The organism is Ruegeria sp. AG7 (assembly GCF_056541545.1).
In genome coordinates, this window is the sequence record NZ_JBQFYP010000008.1 from 105,014 (window position 1) to 121,159 (window position 16,146).

The 16,146-nt window shown below is 57.1% G+C and carries 17 protein-coding genes; 9 read left to right on the plus strand and 8 right to left on the minus strand.

Annotated elements, in window-relative coordinates; genetic code table 11:
• Positions 1 to 57 precede the first annotated feature (57 nt).
• Both ACR0BF_RS12620 and ACR0BF_RS12625 read right to left on the minus strand, forming a co-directional pair.
• Complete coding sequence (locus ACR0BF_RS12620; protein WP_480476785.1) at positions 58 to 282, minus strand: succinate dehydrogenase assembly factor 2; 225 nt, start codon at positions 280 to 282, stop codon at positions 58 to 60.
• Positions 283 to 311: 29 nt separating this feature from the next.
• On the minus strand, positions 312 to 704 hold the full coding sequence (locus ACR0BF_RS12625; protein WP_480473470.1) for a helix-turn-helix domain-containing protein: 393 nt from the start codon (positions 702 to 704) through the stop codon (positions 312 to 314).
• 92 nt (positions 705 to 796) lie between these two features.
• Between ACR0BF_RS12625 and ACR0BF_RS12630 the strand changes: the two genes are divergently transcribed.
• On the plus strand, positions 797 to 1,999 hold the full coding sequence (locus ACR0BF_RS12630; RefSeq protein WP_480517594.1) for a pyridoxal phosphate-dependent aminotransferase: 1,203 nt from the start codon (positions 797 to 799) through the stop codon (positions 1,997 to 1,999).
• A gap of 2 nt (positions 2,000 to 2,001) precedes the next feature.
• Positions 2,002 to 2,403: a hypothetical protein gene (locus ACR0BF_RS12635; protein ID WP_480473472.1), complete on the plus strand. Its 402-nt coding sequence runs from the start codon at positions 2,002 to 2,004 to the stop codon at positions 2,401 to 2,403.
• Here the strand turns inward: ACR0BF_RS12635 and ACR0BF_RS12640 are convergent.
• Together ACR0BF_RS12640 and ppk2 are read right to left on the minus strand one after the other, a co-directional pair.
• On the minus strand, positions 2,400 to 3,770 hold the full coding sequence (locus ACR0BF_RS12640) for an MATE family efflux transporter (protein ID WP_480625060.1): 1,371 nt from the start codon (positions 3,768 to 3,770) through the stop codon (positions 2,400 to 2,402). The two genes, ACR0BF_RS12635 and ACR0BF_RS12640, sit on opposite strands and share 4 nt — an antisense overlap.
• A gap of 107 nt (positions 3,771 to 3,877) precedes the next feature.
• Positions 3,878 to 4,801 carry a polyphosphate kinase 2 gene (gene ppk2, locus ACR0BF_RS12645; RefSeq protein WP_480473473.1) on the minus strand — a complete coding sequence of 308 codons (924 nt, stop codon included), beginning with the start codon at positions 4,799 to 4,801 and terminating at the stop codon, positions 3,878 to 3,880.
• 121 nt (positions 4,802 to 4,922) lie between these two features.
• Here ppk2 and ACR0BF_RS12650 point away from each other — a divergent pair, with 121 nt between their 5' ends.
• Positions 4,923 to 5,801 carry an alpha/beta fold hydrolase gene (locus ACR0BF_RS12650; RefSeq protein WP_480625026.1) on the plus strand — a complete coding sequence of 293 codons (879 nt, stop codon included), beginning with the start codon at positions 4,923 to 4,925 and terminating at the stop codon, positions 5,799 to 5,801.
• A 70-nt stretch (positions 5,802 to 5,871) separates the two neighbouring features.
• Here the strand turns inward: ACR0BF_RS12650 and ACR0BF_RS12655 are convergent, their stop codons facing one another.
• Complete coding sequence (locus ACR0BF_RS12655) at positions 5,872 to 6,480, minus strand: carboxymuconolactone decarboxylase family protein (protein ID WP_480625027.1); 609 nt, start codon at positions 6,478 to 6,480, stop codon at positions 5,872 to 5,874.
• Between the two features lie 152 nt (positions 6,481 to 6,632).
• On the opposite strand from ACR0BF_RS12655, the gene parE reads away from it, so the two are divergent.
• The 3 genes from parE (at position 6,633) to ACR0BF_RS12670 (ending at position 10,572) form a co-directional block, all read left to right on the plus strand.
• A complete protein-coding gene (gene parE, locus ACR0BF_RS12660; RefSeq protein ID WP_480553834.1) occupies positions 6,633 to 8,591 on the plus strand; it encodes a DNA topoisomerase IV subunit B in 1,959 nt (652 codons plus the stop codon).
• Between the two features lie 111 nt (positions 8,592 to 8,702).
• Positions 8,703 to 9,374 carry an NYN domain-containing protein gene (locus ACR0BF_RS12665; RefSeq protein WP_480625028.1) on the plus strand — a complete coding sequence of 224 codons (672 nt, stop codon included), beginning with the start codon at positions 8,703 to 8,705 and terminating at the stop codon, positions 9,372 to 9,374.
• Positions 9,375 to 9,600: 226 nt separating this feature from the next.
• The gene (locus ACR0BF_RS12670; RefSeq protein ID WP_480625029.1) at positions 9,601 to 10,572 is read left to right on the plus strand and encodes a UDP-glucuronic acid decarboxylase family protein; all 972 of its coding nucleotides are present in this window, start codon (positions 9,601 to 9,603) and stop codon (positions 10,570 to 10,572) included.
• A 28-nt stretch (positions 10,573 to 10,600) separates the two neighbouring features.
• Here ACR0BF_RS12670 and ACR0BF_RS12675 read toward each other — a convergent pair whose 3' ends face one another.
• Together ACR0BF_RS12675 and ACR0BF_RS12680 are read right to left on the minus strand one after the other, a co-directional pair.
• Positions 10,601 to 11,440, minus strand: coding sequence for an EamA family transporter (locus ACR0BF_RS12675; protein WP_480622012.1), 840 nt, complete (start codon positions 11,438 to 11,440; stop codon positions 10,601 to 10,603).
• Between the two features lie 1,003 nt (positions 11,441 to 12,443).
• Entirely contained in the window at positions 12,444 to 13,118 is a 675-nt protein-coding gene (locus ACR0BF_RS12680; RefSeq protein ID WP_480625030.1) for a TIGR04283 family arsenosugar biosynthesis glycosyltransferase, read from the minus strand.
• Positions 13,119 to 13,191: 73 nt separating this feature from the next.
• Here ACR0BF_RS12680 and ygfZ point away from each other — a divergent pair, with 73 nt between their 5' ends.
• Together ygfZ and ACR0BF_RS12690 are read left to right on the plus strand one after the other, a co-directional pair.
• Positions 13,192 to 13,935 (plus strand): CAF17-like 4Fe-4S cluster assembly/insertion protein YgfZ, encoded by a 744-nt coding sequence (gene ygfZ, locus ACR0BF_RS12685; RefSeq protein WP_480625031.1) that lies wholly within the window; start codon positions 13,192 to 13,194, stop codon positions 13,933 to 13,935.
• 106 nt (positions 13,936 to 14,041) lie between these two features.
• Complete coding sequence (locus ACR0BF_RS12690; RefSeq protein WP_480473481.1) at positions 14,042 to 14,983, plus strand: ABC transporter transmembrane domain-containing protein; 942 nt, start codon at positions 14,042 to 14,044, stop codon at positions 14,981 to 14,983.
• Positions 14,984 to 15,036: 53 nt separating this feature from the next.
• On the opposite strand, the gene efp is transcribed toward ACR0BF_RS12690, so the two are convergent.
• On the minus strand, positions 15,037 to 15,600 hold the full coding sequence (gene efp / locus ACR0BF_RS12695) for an elongation factor P (protein WP_480473482.1): 564 nt from the start codon (positions 15,598 to 15,600) through the stop codon (positions 15,037 to 15,039).
• Positions 15,601 to 15,819: 219 nt separating this feature from the next.
• On the opposite strand from efp, the gene ACR0BF_RS12700 reads away from it, so the two are divergent.
• A complete protein-coding gene (locus tag ACR0BF_RS12700; protein ID WP_037310273.1) occupies positions 15,820 to 16,140 on the plus strand; it encodes a DUF6280 family protein in 321 nt (106 codons plus the stop codon).
• Positions 16,141 to 16,146: the final 6 nt, after the last annotated feature.

Here is a 16,146-nt window from a genome sequence, read left to right on the forward strand (position 1 = left end):
GCTGTTTGACACACGATGAACCGAAAATCCGAAAAATCGGTTAAGCGGAACTTTGCCTTATTTCTGAAAGGTTTGCGCTATGTCTGCAACCAGGCTGGCAAATCGCGCCGGAGGCTGCACCTGCCCCGTAACCCATTGATAAAGGTCCTGATCGTTTTCGTGCAACAGCGCATCATAGATATCCAGACCGTCGGCATCCATGTCGGCCAGATTGCGCCCAGCATAGGCTGACAGGATAATGTCCATCTCTTTGATGCCGCGTCGCATCGACCGCATTTGCATGCGCTTGATGCGCACATCCCGGGGCTCGCTCAATTCTTCTGCTCCAGCATCTGACGCATTTTCTTTTCCAGACGTGCCGCGCGTTCGGAACATGCGCGCATCTCAGCGCGGATGGCGCGCAGCTCGGCCACGGCCGAGGACAGTTCCGTTCCACCTTCGCCCTCACCCACAGGTGCATCCATGCCGTCGCCCTCGCCGGTCAACAACCACATGATCGAGACATTGACCATGCCCGCCATCATCGACAGCCTGTTGGCCCGGGGTTCGGACAGATCGTTTTCCCAATCTGAAATTGTCGCCTTCTTGACCCCAAGACGCCGTGCCAGTTGCGCCTGTGTCATTCCCGCGGCTTCGCGTGCTCCGGCCAGACGGTCTCCGAATGTCGCAGAATCCGGACCATACCAGTCGTTTTCATCATTCATTCGGGTCTCCAATTCACTTTATCTATAAGGCTTGATCGTCACTCTGACGCACCCTATGACAGTCGGGCTGAACATACAAACCGAGGCCGAGCATGAGTTTTCTGTCTGCGACACTGTCACGCGTCAAACCTTCACCCACCATCGCTATGACAGCCAAGGCAGCCGAGCTGAAGGCCGCCGGGCGTGATGTCATCGGCCTGAGCGCCGGTGAGCCGGATTTTGACACGCCCCAGAACATCAAAGACGCCGCTGTTGCGGCCATCGCAGCAGGCAAAACCAAATACACCGCGCCGGACGGCATCCCCGAACTGAAACAAGCGGCATGTGCCAAGATGAAACGCGATCATGGGCTGGACTATTCGCCGGCCCAGATCTCGGTCGGGACCGGTGGCAAACAAACGCTGTACAATGCCCTGATGGCGACGATGAATGACGGTGACGAGGTAATCATCCCTGCGCCGTACTGGGTCAGCTACCCCGATATGGTGCTTTTGGCGGGGGGCACCCCTGTTATGGTCGAAACGACGCTGGAAAACAGCTTCAAACTGACCGCAGAACAACTGGAAGCCGCCATCACGCCCAAAACAAAGTGGTTCATCTTTAACTCGCCCTCGAACCCGACGGGTGCAGGGTATAGTCGGGATGAACTGAAGGCGCTGACCGATGTACTGATGCGTCATCCGCATGTCTGGATCATGTCGGACGACATGTACGAACATCTGGCCTATGACGGGTTCGAGTTCTGCACCCCGGCCGAAGTAGAACCCGGTCTATTTGACCGGACCCTCACCTGCAACGGGGTTTCAAAAGCCTATGCCATGACCGGTTGGCGCATCGGTTATGCCGCCGGCCCAGTCGAGATCATCGCGGCCATGCGCAAGATCCAGTCGCAATCAACGTCGAACCCCTGTTCGGTCAGCCAATGGGCTGCTGTTGAGGCCCTGAACGGAACCCAGGATTTTCTGGCCCCGAATAACGAGACATTCAGGCGCCGACGCGATCTGGTGGTTCGGATGCTGAACGAGATCGACGGCGTCACCTGCCCAACGCCTGAAGGGGCCTTCTATGTCTATCCGTCTATCGCCGGATTGATCGGGAAAACGACGCCGGCAGGGACGGTCCTTGTAGACGATGAAGCCTTTGCAACCGCCCTGCTGGAAGAAGCCGACGTGGCCGTTGTGTTTGGTGCCGCCTTTGGCCTGTCGCCGAATTTCCGCGTCAGCTATGCTACGTCCGACGCGGCACTGACCGAAGCTTGCAGCCGCATCCAGCGTTTTTGTGCTTCTCTGAGGTGACCATGTCCGCCGAACTGCCTGAGTATTACTTTCGCATACGTGAAAACGGTGCTGCGGTGTTTCGGATCGATACTGAAAACCGTCAGCGTCGGATCGAAATGGATCAGATTGCCGTCATCAATATCCGCAATGGTGAGGTCAAGCCGCACGGGCAGCGGACGCTGTCAGACCGGGATCAGGCCGAGATTGCCCAATGGATGGAAGAGCGCCGGGCCCTGCTGGCCCAGCGCGACATCGACGACATTCATCGCGCGGTCGACTATCTGAATCTGACCACGCAATGGGCTCAGTCCAAGGCCAGCGACACGCAGCTGGAGGATGTGACCGACAGGTTATTGATGGCCATGCACGACCTGCGTACGGTATTGGTCCGGAAAAAGGCAGATCGTCTGGACAAAGACTAAGCGGGCTCGGCTGATATCTGTATCTGCTGTACCGAATACATCCAGAACCGGGTCATGAGAAGCACGGCCGCGAAGGCGAGACCAAGCACCAGCCCCAGCCAAACACCGATGCCGTCCATATGACGTACAAAGCCGAAATAATACGACGCCGGAATTCCCCCGACCCAATAGCTGAGCGCCGCCATGACCATTGGAATCTTGGCATCCTGCAACCCGCGCAACAGGCCCAGCGCAATCACCTGCGCGCCATCGACCAGCTGAAACAACGCCGCCATGGCAAGCAAACCGGTTCCGATGGTCAGGATTTGTCCCCGCTGCGGATCATCTGCTTCCATGAACAGGGAAATCAAAGGCTCGGCACAAGTCAGGAACAGGATGATGGTTGCCACCGACATGACCAGCGACATACCAGTCACGGAGATTGCGCCCTTTTCCAAATGCGCCCTATCCCGACGACCCAGCGCATTGCCAGCCCGGATGGTCGCTGCATTTGATAAGCCCAGGTGAACCATGAAGGTGGCCGAAGCCAGGTTCAAGGCGATCCCATGCGCAGCCAGCGGGACCTGACCCAGCCAGCCCATCATCACCGCAGAAGTCGCGAACAGTGAAACTTCGGCCAATGTGGTCAAGCCGATGGGCACACCCAGCTTCCATACGCTGGCAAACATTTCCCAATCCGGTCGCCAGAACCGTTGGAAGAGGCTGTGCTCCGGCAACGTCCGGACCACGTAGATAACGACCGCAATCAGCGAAACAACTTGTGTCGTAATCGAGGCGATTGCCGCCCCTGTCACGCCCAGTTCGGGGGCGCCCCAGTTGCCGAAAATCAACGCATAATTGGTCAGCCCGTTCACAGCCGCCGCCGCAATTGTGATCCACAAAACGATCTGCGTTCGCTCCAATGCCGCAAGATAGCTTTTCAACACCATCACAATGAGGGCCGGAAACAATCCCCAACCGGCGACTCTCAGATATTCGGCTGCGGTTGCAGCGACTTGCGGTTCCTGCTTCATGGCGATCAGGATCGGATAGGACCACCACAGCAAGGGCATGACAACTACGGCATACAGCAACGACAACCACAGACCCATCCGGGTCGAGCGGCGAATGCTGGTTTCGTCCCCTTCCGCCGCTGCTGTGGCCACCATGGGCATGACTGCCCAGCCAAATCCCGCTCCAAACAAAAACAACACGAAATAATAACTGTTGGCCAAGGTAACGGCCGCCAGCGCCTCGACCCCGTACCAACCCAGCATGATGGTGTCGGTCAAACCGATCGCGTATTGCGCCAGATGACCGCCAACCAGTGGCAGGCCAAGAACGGCAATAGCCCGAAAATGGGCCGGGTATGTCATCACCTTTGTCATCGCTCCAGCCATATGCGCGGCTTTGGCGCGGGACAAGAGCGGATCGGCAATATTTCAGATTGAGACTTTGGTGCCCGACCTTTCCCTGTGGCCGGGCATTTTGATGCTCAGCGGGCGTCGGGATGCAACGCGGTGCCCAGAATATGCTCGGATCGGTGAATAACGTGATGCGCCTGCCCTACGATCAGCGGATCAGGCTCGCACACGATATCGTGATCCTTGCCAGGGTAATCCAGCGAGGACAGGAAGTGACGCATACAGTTCAGGCGCGCGCGTTTCTTGTCATTCGACTTGATAATCGTCCAGGGTGCATCAGCCGTATCCGTGTAAAAGAACATGGCCTCTTTCGCCTCGGTATAGTCATCCCACTTGCTGAGGCTCGCCTTGTCGATCGGAGACAGTTTCCATTGCTTCAGGGGGTCGGTTTCGCGGCTTTTGAAACGGCGCTGCTGCTCTTGCTGTGTAACCGAGAACCAGTATTTGTATAGCTGAATGCCCGAGCGCACCAGCATCCGTTCCAACTCGGGCGTTTGCCGCATGAACTCAAGATATTCGTTGGGCGTGCAGAACCCCATGACCCGTTCCACACCCGCACGGTTGTACCAGGACCGGTCATAGAACACCATTTCGCCTACGGTCGGCATCTCCTGAATGTAGCGCTGGTAGTACCACTGGCCTTTCTCTTCCCAGGTGGGTTTGTTCAATGCAACGACACGTGCCTGACGCGGGTTCAGGTGCTCCATGAACCGCTTGATCGTACCCCCTTTGCCTGCGGCATCGCGCCCTTCGAACAACAACACAAACCGCTGCCCCGTTTCCTGCGCCCACAGTTGAACCTTCAAAAGCTCGGCCTGCAGATTGGCTTTTTGCGTCTCATACACCGACCGGGCCATTTTGCGGCCATAGGGGTATTTCCCACTTTCAAATGCCTGCCGGATTTTCTCGGGGCTGGGCGCTGAGGGGTCGGTGTCTTTGGCGAGCGTGGTCTTGATCTGGGTGGGTTCTGCGTTGGTCGTGGCAATGGCGTCCATACATCCTGTCCTTTTCTACTGTCCCGAACGGTGGCTAGCAGAAAGCTCGGAAATGCGCTTTGATTGGTATCAAATAGATGCCTCAAAAACCCATAGTTTCCAGCGCGGATCACTTGTTCCAATGCAAACGTCTTTTTTCAAGCTGAACGGCCATTCTTTCCACGTCAGGACATGGGGCGACAAAGCCGCGCCACCGTTAGTGATGCTGCATGGTTTCCCCGAATACAGCGGCGCTTGGGCTGATCTTGCACCTCATCTGGCAGAACGCTTTTATTGTATTGCTCCGGATCAACGCGGTTATGGCCAAAGCTGGTGTCCCGAAGGGGTGCAGAACTATACCCTGTCACAATTGGTCACGGACATAGCGGCGCTGATAGAATCCTGCGGTGCGCCTGTTGCGCTGCTGGGTCACGACTGGGGCGCATCGGTAGCTTACGGCGTCGCCATGTTCCGACCGGAACTCATAGATCGGCTAATCATTGCAAACGGCGTGCACCCGGTGCCGTTTCAACGCGCCATGGCCTCGGGTGGCGCACAATCCATAGCCTCGCAATATATCAATCTGCTGCGAGCACCTGATGCCGCGCAAAAACTGTCCGAAAACAACTTTGCGATGCTGGAACAGTTCTTTCGCCATGGTATGGGGCTGGACTGGTTGACCGAAGCTCGCATGGCCGACTACCGCACTGAATGGGCCCGTCCCGGTCGGCTACAGGCGATGCTGAACTGGTATCGTGCTTCTCCGCTCGTTGTCGCCAAACCCGGTGTCCCCGCAACAGACCTGCCCGACCTGCCGCTCGACCGGTTGCGTGTCAGGTGTCCACACCTGTTGCTTTGGGGGCCGGATGACAAAGCCCTTTTACCCGAAGCCACTGAGGGGCTCGAGGCGTTTGCCACCAACCTCACCCGTGTCACGATCCCCGGCACCGATCATTGGCTGCATCATCAAAACCCGCAGGCCGTGGCGCGGGCCGTTCTGGAATGGACAGGCCAAAGGTAATCAGGCCCCGCCCGTGCGCAACGGCCAGCCAGGCGGCCTTTGTCGCATCGCCAACGATATCTTCAGCACCTTACCGGTGCCCCCAGTCGTCAGGGTTGTCAGAGTTGTTCGGCGACAACCCCAACTCATCACCATCGGTTGAGCACCCAAGCCCCAGAACCGTCCGGTTTGCATATGAAAAGTAGGAGCAGACCTGATTGATCTCGAGGATTTCGCCATCATCCCACCCCGCGTTGCGCAGGGCGGCGACGTCCGCCTCGACCAGATCGGCCGGCGCTTCGGTCAGCTTGCGGGCATAATCCATCGCAGCCATTTGCGCCGCATCCAGCGGTGCAGCCAAGGGATCGCGCGCCTCAATCGCTGCCCTGATCGCGTTGCCGCGCGCCGCGTCACCCAGCAAGCGCTGAAGACCCGCAAAGTGATGCTCGACGCAATACCCGCACCGGTTCAGCGAGCTGACCCAAACCCCCAGCACTTCCAGAAACCATTTCGGTATCTTGTTGCCCGAATGATGCAGCACCGCCTTGTACATGGCCATATGGCCTTCCATCGAATGCGGGCGAAGGCTGTGTGCCATCATGATGTTGTCTACGTTATTGTTCGGCCCGGTCACGCGCTCGTAGAGTTTCTTCAACTTTCCAGTCGCTTCTTCGAAAGGAACAGTTCTGATCCAGCTCATTTATTCACCTCCGCTTTACCGGGATCAAAGGACGGGTTATCTGCACGGATTGCAAGCGGCTTGACAGAAAATCCACAACACCTCGCGTCCCTCTTCCCCCGGACCACATCACCTGCCATAATGACGGAAACCCAAAAACAAGAGCAGCACCCATGCCTGAAGATCTGTTGACGCCCAGCGCCACCTCTACCTATGACGCCTCCTCGATCGAGGTGCTCGAAGGGCTGGAACCGGTTCGCAAACGCCCCGGCATGTATATTGGCGGCACGGATGAGCGTGCGCTGCACCATATGTTGGCCGAGATCCTTGACAACTCGATGGACGAGGCTGTGGCAGGCTATGCCAACCGGATCGAGGTCGAGCTGCATTCCGACTACGCCCTGACCGTCCGTGACAACGGGCGCGGTATCCCGATCGACCCGCATCCGAAATTTCCGGGCAAGTCCGCGTTGGAGGTGATCCTGTGTACCCTGCACGCGGGTGGCAAGTTCTCGGGCAAGGCCTATCAGACCTCGGGCGGCTTGCACGGGGTTGGTGCGTCGGTGGTGAACGCGCTGTCTGATTCGATGGTCGTGCAGGTGGCGCGGGACAAAACTCTCTATGAACAACGTTTCTCGCGCGGTATCCCGCTTGGCCCGGTCGAAAAGGTTGGCGCGGCCCCGAACCGGCGCGGCACAACGGTGACCTTCCACGCCGACCCGGACATCTTTGGCCATCACAAGTTCAAACCCGCGCGACTGTTCAAATCCATCCGCTCCAAGGCCTATCTGTTCTCGGGCGTCGAAATCCGCTGGAAAACCGCCATCGATGACGGCGAAACCCCGCTTGAGGCCTCGTTCCACTTTCCCGGCGGCCTGTCGGATTACCTGAAAGAGACAATGAACGGCTCGTCCACCTATGCCGAGCAACCCTTTGCGGGCACCGTCGATTTCAACGAGAAATTCGGCACCCCCGGCAAAGTCGAATGGGCCATCAACTGGACACCGTCGCGTGACGGGTTCATCCAGTCCTATTGTAACACCGTTCCCACCCCCGAAGGTGGCACCCATGTGGCCGGTTTCTGGGCTGCGATCCTCAAGGGGATCAAGGCCTATGGCGAGTTGATCAACAACAAGAAAGCCGCGCAGATCACCCGCGACGACCTGCTGACCGGTGGCTGCGCGCTGGTGTCGTGCTTTATTTCTGAGCCGGAATTCGTGGGCCAGACCAAAGACCGTCTGGCTACGGTCGAGGCGCAGCGGCTGGTCGAAAACGCGGTCCGCGACCATTTCGACAATTGGCTGGCGGCTGGTACGAAATCCGCCGGCGCGATCCTCGACTTCCTCATCCTGCGGTCTGAGGAACGCCTGCGCCGTCGGGCCGAGAAGGAAACACAACGCAAGTCCGCCACTAAGAAACTTCGTCTTCCCGGCAAGCTGGTGGACTGTTCCAGTTCAACACGCGACGGCACGGAATTATTCATCGTCGAGGGCGATTCTGCGGGCGGCTCCGCCAAGATGGGCCGCGACCGCAAAACGCAAGCCCTGTTGCCCCTGCGCGGCAAGATCCTGAACGTGTTGGGCGCGGCCAGCTCGAAACTGGGCACCAATGCCGAGATCAGCGATCTGACACAGGCGCTGGGTGTCGGCCTTGGCACCAAGTTCAACGTCGACGACCTGCGCTATGACAAAATCATTATCATGACCGACGCGGATGTGGACGGGGCGCATATCGCCGCGCTGCTGATGACGTTCTTCTTTACTCAGATGCGCCCGATGATTGACGCGGGCCACCTGTACCTGGCCTGCCCGCCTTTGTACCGCCTGACGCAGGGTGCTAAACGCGTCTATTGTCTGGACGAAGCCGAGCGCGACGAATGGCTGAAAAAAGGTCTGGGCGGCAAGGGCAAGATCGACGTGTCCCGCTTTAAGGGTCTGGGCGAGATGGACGCCAAGGACCTGAAAGAGACCACGATGGACCCCAAATCCCGGAAATTGATCCGGGTCACCATTGACGAGGACGAACCCGGCGAGACCGGCGATCTGGTCGAGCGTCTGATGGGCAAGAAGCCCGAACTGCGGTTCCAGTACATTCAGGAGAACGCGCGGTTTGTGGAGGAGTTGGATGTTTGATTTTGCAATTGAAAAAAATTCCCACTCCAACGTTGGAAATTGATCAACACCGTCTGCCACATTTTGCATTTGTCGATGCTGACAATATGGAAAAAAAGCTTTGAGAAGAAGTTGACAGAGTTTGACGCAGCCTGCGAACAGATTCCAAAGTTTAGCTTTGTGAAACTTTTCCAGCTATTATCTCATGACAGGGTCTACTTTTACTCCGCGACAGAAGATCCGGAGAAACTACCTGATTGGTTGAAAGAGATACAAGCGCAGCGAGGTTTTGTTCTTAAGCTTGGCGTACTTACCCAAAAAGGAAGATCCAAGAAACAAGAAGGGGTGGATGTAAAGTTGGCGATAGATGCCACAAGGTTGGCTTTCACTTCGACAATGAAAACGTGCACACTATATGGTGCTGACGGAGATTTCATTCCATTAGTTGAAGCGCTAAGCGATGCAGGATGTATTGTTAACATAGTTTCGTTTAACGACCCCTCACAAGGTAGAGTTGCACCAAGATTGCAAGCTGAAGCAGACAGCTATACGCGGATAGATGGCCCGTGGCTCTACACTACAGGTGGGTTTAGTTTGCCAGTTGCGCAATCAGGACAAATAATACATGGGCAAATGGGTGGCGAAACCATCGATATTCATGGAGAACCTGTGATTATACAGGAACGAAATGGCAGGTTTCTCGCGTTAATCAATGAGCGACACGCGCCTTCTGTTTTTGCTTGTTCTGATCGTGATCAGCTCATCTTATGGCTCAAGATGCATACAGAAAAACTACCAATTTAGTGTACTTCAACTTCATTGCTCTTAACTTGGTCTTCGAACTAAGTCCGAGAGGTGCGCGTTCAACCTGCCTTGCATCAAGCATTGACGGGGCGGAGGACACCCACACCATACGCGCCCTCAAAAAACCAAAATCTACTGCAATTCAAACATCTTCGGTTTACTAATCAGATCAAGAACCGGCTTCCCCGTGACAAGCTGGCTTGGATTTAACGATTAAGGATTTGCAATGGCCCGCCTTTATGACAGTCGAAAACGTGTTCTCGTAACCGGTGGGGCCGGATTTCTGGGCTCGCATCTGTGCGACCGGCTTCTGGATCAGGGGCATGAGGTTTTGTGCGTCGACAACCTGTTCACCGGCACCAAGCGCAATATCGACCATCTGCACAACAACCCGCGGTTCGAGTTCATGCGCCACGATGTGACCTTCCCTCTGTTCGTGGAAGTGGACGAGATCTATAACCTCGCCTGCCCCGCCTCGCCCGTGCATTACCAGCACGACCCGGTGCAGACGACCAAGACCAGCGTGCATGGCGCGATCAACATGCTGGGACTGGCGAAACGTCTGAAATGCAAGATTTTTCAAGCCTCAACGTCTGAGGTTTACGGCGACCCGACGATCCATCCGCAGACCGAAGACTATTGGGGCAACGTCAACCCGGTTGGTCCGCGCTCCTGTTACGACGAGGGCAAGCGGTGTGCTGAGACGTTGTTCTTCGACTATCACCGTCAGATGGGGCTCGAGATCAAGGTCGCCCGCATCTTCAACACTTACGGGCCCCGAATGCACCCCGCCGACGGGCGCGTCGTGTCGAATTTCATCATGCAGGCCCTGACCGGCGAAGCGATCACGATCTTTGGCGACGGCACGCAGACCCGGTCATTCTGTTACGTGGATGATCTGATCGAAGGCTTCATCCGCCTGATGGATACCGGCAAGGAGGTCACCGGCCCGGTCAATCTGGGCAATCCCAACGAGTTCTCGATGAACGAGCTGGCCAGCGAAGTGCAGGCGCTTGTTGGCGCGGAAACCCCTATCAGTTTCAAAGAGTTGCCCGAGGACGACCCGAAACAACGTCAGCCCGATATCACGCTGGCGCGGACCCTGCTGAACTGGGAACCCACAGTGCAGCTGAAGGAAGGGTTGGACGCAACGATCCGGTATTTCCGGACGCTTCAGTCAGAAGGCGCAGCCGGATAACGCGTCTCACCGTGGCTCGAGGACCGGGTCAGACCGCCGTGCCGATCAGCGCGACGCCAATGGCCATGAGGACAGCGGCACCCAGGCGTCGCATCCAGTTGCCTTCCTTCAGGAAAATGAACCCGATCAGTGCCGCAAAGATGACCGAGGTTTCCCGCAGGGCCGAAACCGCCCCCAGCGGCGCAAAGTTCTTGGCGTAAAGCACCAGACCATACGCCGTCATCGAAACCAGCCCGCCCAGAAGGCCCGTCATCCATATTCTGGCAGGCAGGTCTTTCAGGGTGGCGCGTTTCCTGACCCCGATAAACCCTGCAATGAACAGGTGCAGAAAGGCCCCCCACGCCCAATAGCTGAGCGTATTGCCGGACAGCCGCACCCCGACCCCGTCAACAACCGAATAGATCGAAATGCAGAACCCGGTGCCCAGCGCAAATCCCAGCGCGCTGCGCCCGACGCCCGAACGCAGCGCGGCCCAGCTGCTCAGCTGAATGCCAACCGCGATCAGGGCGATCCCGCCCCAGGCCTGCCAGGGCAGAACTTCGCCCACCAGCACCATCGCCCAAAGCGAGACCAGTGCCGGAACAATCCCGCGTGCAATCGGGTAAACCACACTCAGGTCGCCATGCTGGTAGGCCTTGCTCAGCATGAAGTAATAGCCGAAATGCACGACGGTCGAGAGCAGGATATAGACAAAGCTCTGCGTGTTCGGCAGGGGCAGGACCATCACCATTACCGCCGCTGGCAAGACCTGACCCAACGCGACCAGACCCAGCATCGTGGTGCGGTCCGTCGCCGTTTTCACGATGGCGTTCCATACGGCATGCAGCAACGCCGCCGACAGAATAATCAGAGTGACGAACAGGGTCATGCCCGACCTTTCCCGCAGAATACGCGCAACAAGGGTCTTGGGCCCTATTCACTTGGGCGTGGTGTCTGCCAAAACCGGGATTTTTGTCAAGCCGGATTCCAGTGGTCAAAATACCGCCACCGTTGGGAATGTGTCCGCAAGCCGTTTCCGGTCTCGTCCTGCGCCTTTGTGCCCGGTAAGAAGTTACAACTGCACGTGATCCCGGTTGCAGGACGCGCATCAGGTTCTAAGATCGGGCACATGAGTTTTGTGACAGACAACCAATTGCCCCTGCTTATCCTGTTTTTTCTGTCAGGATCGATCGGCACCGCCTTTTTGTTCCGCAAACCAGCGGGGCACCGGGCGTGGAAACTGGCCGATCTGGTCTGGGTCGTGCTGGGTGGTATCGGCGCATTGGTGGCTGTTCTGGCAGGGCTTTATACGTCGGACAGTTCGCGACTGGATCGTCAGATTGATGTGGCCTACGCGGCAACATTGGCGTTCGACCGAGATGCCGCACGGTTTCGTCTGCGTTTCTGCGACCCTGCTTACGATCCTGACACGGCAGTGCTGTGCGACAAGGTTGAATTTCTGTCGGCTTCAACTGCCAGCAACTCGGAATTGCCCCTGTTCATCGCCGTTACCAACGAAGTAGCCCCCCTGCAGGGCCTGCACTTCCTGTTCGGAAGTCAGGCCAAGGATGATATGGACGAGCTACGGGATATGACGGCCAAAGCCGATGCTTTCGATATCGACCAGTTCCTCGTATTCACGTCCCTGGACGACAAAACTCAGGTAGCCATCGACAACATGCGCCGTAAGGTGCCCGCGATTGCAGGAGATTATCAGATCCTGGCACAAAGCTATGACGACCTGATCGAGCAGGTCGGCAAGTTGAAAAACGAATGGGAATACCTGCAGGCCAACGCCCATATTCTGGTGCTGCAAATCGTGGCGCTTTGTCTTGTTAGCTTTGCGGCCCCATTTCGATTGGGAAAATCTTTGGTCGAGTTACGTACGAAGCTCAACGCCGATAGCCCCGCGCCAACACCTGTGGATCAACCCCCAGAAAATAGCGCAGAAGTGTCCACAAGTTCCGCGTGCCCCGCCGAAACCAACCTGCCTGTTCGTAGCGCTCCGCGCTCGTAAAGGCGCGCGACTCGAGTATTGCGATCCGTGGCAATACGCGCACCAGCGCCACATCTTCCATCAAGGGTTGGTCCGGATACCCGCCAGCCGCCAGATAGACATTACGCTGAACCAGCAACCCCTGATCTCCGTACGGTAAACCGAACAGCCTGCTGCGCAAATTGGCCCATCCGGCCACCCAGGCTGGCGCAAGCCCACGCGCGCGAAAAGCCAACCGAAACGCCGCTGGTGCGTTGGATGGCAGGTGGGCGCTTACGCTCTTGGCCCATCCCTCTTGCAACACGGTGTCTGCATGAAGGATCAGAAGCCAGTCTCCATCAGCATGCGCGCACCCCCGGCGCAATTGACCGCCGCGCGATGGCTCACCTCTAATGACATGCGCGCCAACATCTTCTGCTATTCTCAACGTCTGGTCAGTTGAGCCTGCATCGCTGACGATCAGGTCCCGGATCAGCCCGGAATGCACCCCTTCCATCAGGGCCTCAAGGCACGCAGGCAAGGAACCGGCGGCATTCAAGGTTGGAATCACTACAGTGACGGGTGCGGGCACGTCCGATAACCTCTGGTCTTGGCTGCGAGACTTCCTATATCACGAGGCCAAAGGCAATGACGAGGACCAAGCCATGCCCACCCGCCGCATCCTGCGCCTGACCGGCTCGGACACCGAAAACTTTTTGCAGGGCCTTGTAACCAATGACGTTCAGGGATTGGGCAATGGGCTGGTCTATGCCGCACTGCTTACACCACAGGGCAAGTATCTGGCAGATTTCTTTCTGAAACGCGATGACGTTGGGGTGCTGCTGGACGTGGCCGAGCCACTTGCAGATGAACTGATCAAGCGCCTGAGCATGTACAAACTCCGCGCGGATGTGGTGATCGAAAGCACGGATCTGCATCTGCAGCGCGGCACAGGTCCAGCACCGGACACCGCCCTGCCCGACCCCCGTCACTCGGATATGGGTTGGCGTGACTATTCGACAGCCCCAGAAGGCGATGACGGAACCGACTGGGACGCGCTGCGTGTTCGACACTGCATCCCCGAGGCGGGCGCTGAACTGACGCCAGACAGCTATATCCTCGAATCCGGGTTCGAGACGCTGAATGGTGTGGATTTCAAAAAAGGTTGCTATGTCGGTCAGGAAGTGACTGCGCGCATGAAGCACAAGACCGAGTTGCGCAAAGGCTTGCGGCGGGTCTTTGTCGAAGGATCGGTTCCGGCGGGGACTGAGATTACCGCAAACGGCAAACCCGTCGGCACCCTGTTCACGCAATCAGGCGGCCAAGGAATCGCGTATCTGCGCTTTGACCGTGCGAGTGCTGACATGCTGGCCGAAGACGTCGTGGTTCGCCTGACGGACCAAGCGTAACTTGTTGCCAAATCGGCACGGCCTTATCCGCCGTATGTTTCATAAAGTTTGAACCCGTTACCCAGCCCTGCCAATGTGTCGGCACAGGGGCAACACGGATACCCGCATGTTTCAGCTTTATTCCGCGATTTGGCGCGCCAGCGCCGGGCGGCAGATTATCCTCATCCTGTTATCCATTGCCATTGCGGCGCTTGCCGCTGTTCCGCTTGAATTTCAGCGCGATATCGTCAACCACCTTACGTCCAATGATCTTCACGTCGAAAAGCTGGTTCTGCTGGGCATCGGCATGATGATTGTCATCCTGCTGAGCCTCGCCCTGAAATGGGTTCTGGGTTTTCGCGCAGGGATATTGGGCGAAGACATGATCCGGCTGATCCGGCAACGCTTGCTCTGGCGCGCGACCGACCTTAAGGAAACGGGTGAAAACCTGCGCAAGGGCACCATGACGACCGCCATCTCGGCCGAGGCTGAGGAGCTGGGCAAGTTTGCCGGGGGCGCATTCTCGGACCCGGTGGTTCAGGTCGGAACGCTGATCAGCGTGATCGGATACATATCCTCAACGCAGCCAGGCCTTGGCCTTATCGCGTTTTCCATGATTGTACCGCAGATCATTATCGTTCTGGTGTCACAACGCAAAGTGAACACGTTCGTTGCCGAACGCGTCCGCCTGTTGCGCAGCGCCACTGACCGGCTGACCACCGAAGATATTCAGGCCGTCGAGCAGGATATCAATGCCTTGTTCGACGACATCTATGACACACGACGGCGCATGTTTCTCTGGAAGCTTTCGGCCAAGTTCCTGTTGAGCGTGATCAATGGCGCCGGAACCGTCGGTATTCTGATGTTGGGCGGTTATCTGGTGCTGCACGGCAAGACCGATGTCGGCACAGTGGTGGCCGCGACCAGCGGGCTTGGCCGGATACAGGGCCCGACCGCGTTCCTGATCGCCTTTTACAGACAAGTCAGTGCCAACCGCATCAAATACGAACTTATGTTGGAACTATTCGGCCCGGACCCCGCGCATTACCGGTACCGCAACAGTGCATAAAAAAGACCGCGCAGCGGCTGTCTGCGCGGTCTGATATTAAAAGCGACGAAACGTCACGCGCGTTCGGAATATTCCATGGTTTCGGTGTTCACGATGATCATTTCATCCTGACCGATGAACGGCGGCACCATGACTTTCACGCCATTGTCCAGAATTGCAGGCTTGAACGAGTTCGCGGCGGTCTGACCTTTTACGACCGGCTCAGTTTCGACGATCTTGCAGGTCACTTTCTGCGGCAGCGTCGCGTTCAGCGCTTCACTTTCGTAGAATTCGACAACAATCGTCATGCCATCTTGAAGGAACGGACGACGCTCGCCCAGCAAATCCGCTGGCAATTCAATCTGTTCGTATGTTTCGGCATCCATGAAGACCAGCATGCCATCGGTTTCATACAGGAACTGCTGATCCTTCTGCTCAAGGCGCACACGCTCAACCTTGTCAGCTGAGCGGAACCGTTCGTTCAGTTTTGAACCATTGCGCAGGTTGCGCAGTTCGACCTGCGCGAAAGCGCCGCCCTTGCCGGGCTTCACATGGTCAACCTTGACCGCGGCCCAAAGGCCTTCGTTATGCTCAAGCACATTGCCGGGGCGAATTTCGTTCCCATTTATCTTGGGCATTACATAAATCCTTCACAAACGGTTGATGCGTCAGTTGCGCCTCCTATATCTGGCGGGAACATACCTGACAAGACAACCAAACCTAGTGCTGCAGGTGCAGCGAGATATGCAAGTGACGCAACGCAACTATGCATATTAGCTGTATCCGAATCGCACTTTATCGGTCATAAGGACCGTCACGCCGAAAATTGCAAGAGCAAGAAAAACAAGGAAGACGAGATGAGAGATTTCGTTGACGGCACTGCCTTTAACAACGAACAAGGCAATCGTGCTCGCAAACTTTTCGCGGCCGTTGTGTTGGCCGCACTCGATGACGCCATTGCCGATGACAAGAAATATGGCAATGGTCCGGAACAAATCGCCCGTTGGGCGCGCTCGCGCGATGGACGCGAAGTGCTGTCTTGCGCGGGAATCGACCCGAACGAACGGGTTGTCAGCGGACTGATGGAGTTCGTTGGCCGTGGCGTGCGGACCTCGGTCGCGCTGTCGCGTGAAGAAAGCGAGCGTCGCAACGCCGCTCAGCAGGCTGAAGCTGCCTGATCGAAG

Excerpts from the sequence above, each read along its gene's own strand:
- ACR0BF_RS12620 (WP_480476785.1), bottom strand. The coding sequence starts at position 282 with ATGCAAATGCGGTCGATGCGACGCGGCATCAAAGAGATGGACATTATC.
- ACR0BF_RS12625 (WP_480473470.1), bottom strand. The coding sequence starts at position 704 with ATGAATGATGAAAACGACTGGTATGGTCCGGATTCTGCGACATTCGGA.
- ACR0BF_RS12630 (WP_480517594.1), top strand. The coding sequence starts at position 797 with ATGAGTTTTCTGTCTGCGACACTGTCACGCGTCAAACCTTCACCCACC.
- ACR0BF_RS12635 (WP_480473472.1), top strand. The coding sequence starts at position 2,002 with ATGTCCGCCGAACTGCCTGAGTATTACTTTCGCATACGTGAAAACGGT.
- ACR0BF_RS12640 (WP_480625060.1), bottom strand. The coding sequence starts at position 3,770 with ATGACAAAGGTGATGACATACCCGGCCCATTTTCGGGCTATTGCCGTT.
- ppk2 (WP_480473473.1), bottom strand. The coding sequence starts at position 4,801 with ATGGACGCCATTGCCACGACCAACGCAGAACCCACCCAGATCAAGACC.
- ACR0BF_RS12650 (WP_480625026.1), top strand. The coding sequence starts at position 4,923 with ATGCAAACGTCTTTTTTCAAGCTGAACGGCCATTCTTTCCACGTCAGG.
- ACR0BF_RS12655 (WP_480625027.1), bottom strand. The coding sequence starts at position 6,480 with ATGAGCTGGATCAGAACTGTTCCTTTCGAAGAAGCGACTGGAAAGTTG.
- parE (WP_480553834.1), top strand. The coding sequence starts at position 6,633 with ATGCCTGAAGATCTGTTGACGCCCAGCGCCACCTCTACCTATGACGCC.
- ACR0BF_RS12670 (WP_480625029.1), top strand. The coding sequence starts at position 9,601 with ATGGCCCGCCTTTATGACAGTCGAAAACGTGTTCTCGTAACCGGTGGG.
- ACR0BF_RS12675 (WP_480622012.1), bottom strand. The coding sequence starts at position 11,440 with ATGACCCTGTTCGTCACTCTGATTATTCTGTCGGCGGCGTTGCTGCAT.
- ygfZ (WP_480625031.1), top strand. The coding sequence starts at position 13,192 with ATGCCCACCCGCCGCATCCTGCGCCTGACCGGCTCGGACACCGAAAAC.
- ACR0BF_RS12690 (WP_480473481.1), top strand. The coding sequence starts at position 14,042 with ATGTTTCAGCTTTATTCCGCGATTTGGCGCGCCAGCGCCGGGCGGCAG.
- efp (WP_480473482.1), bottom strand. The coding sequence starts at position 15,600 with ATGCCCAAGATAAATGGGAACGAAATTCGCCCCGGCAATGTGCTTGAG.
- ACR0BF_RS12700 (WP_037310273.1), top strand. The coding sequence starts at position 15,820 with ATGAGAGATTTCGTTGACGGCACTGCCTTTAACAACGAACAAGGCAAT.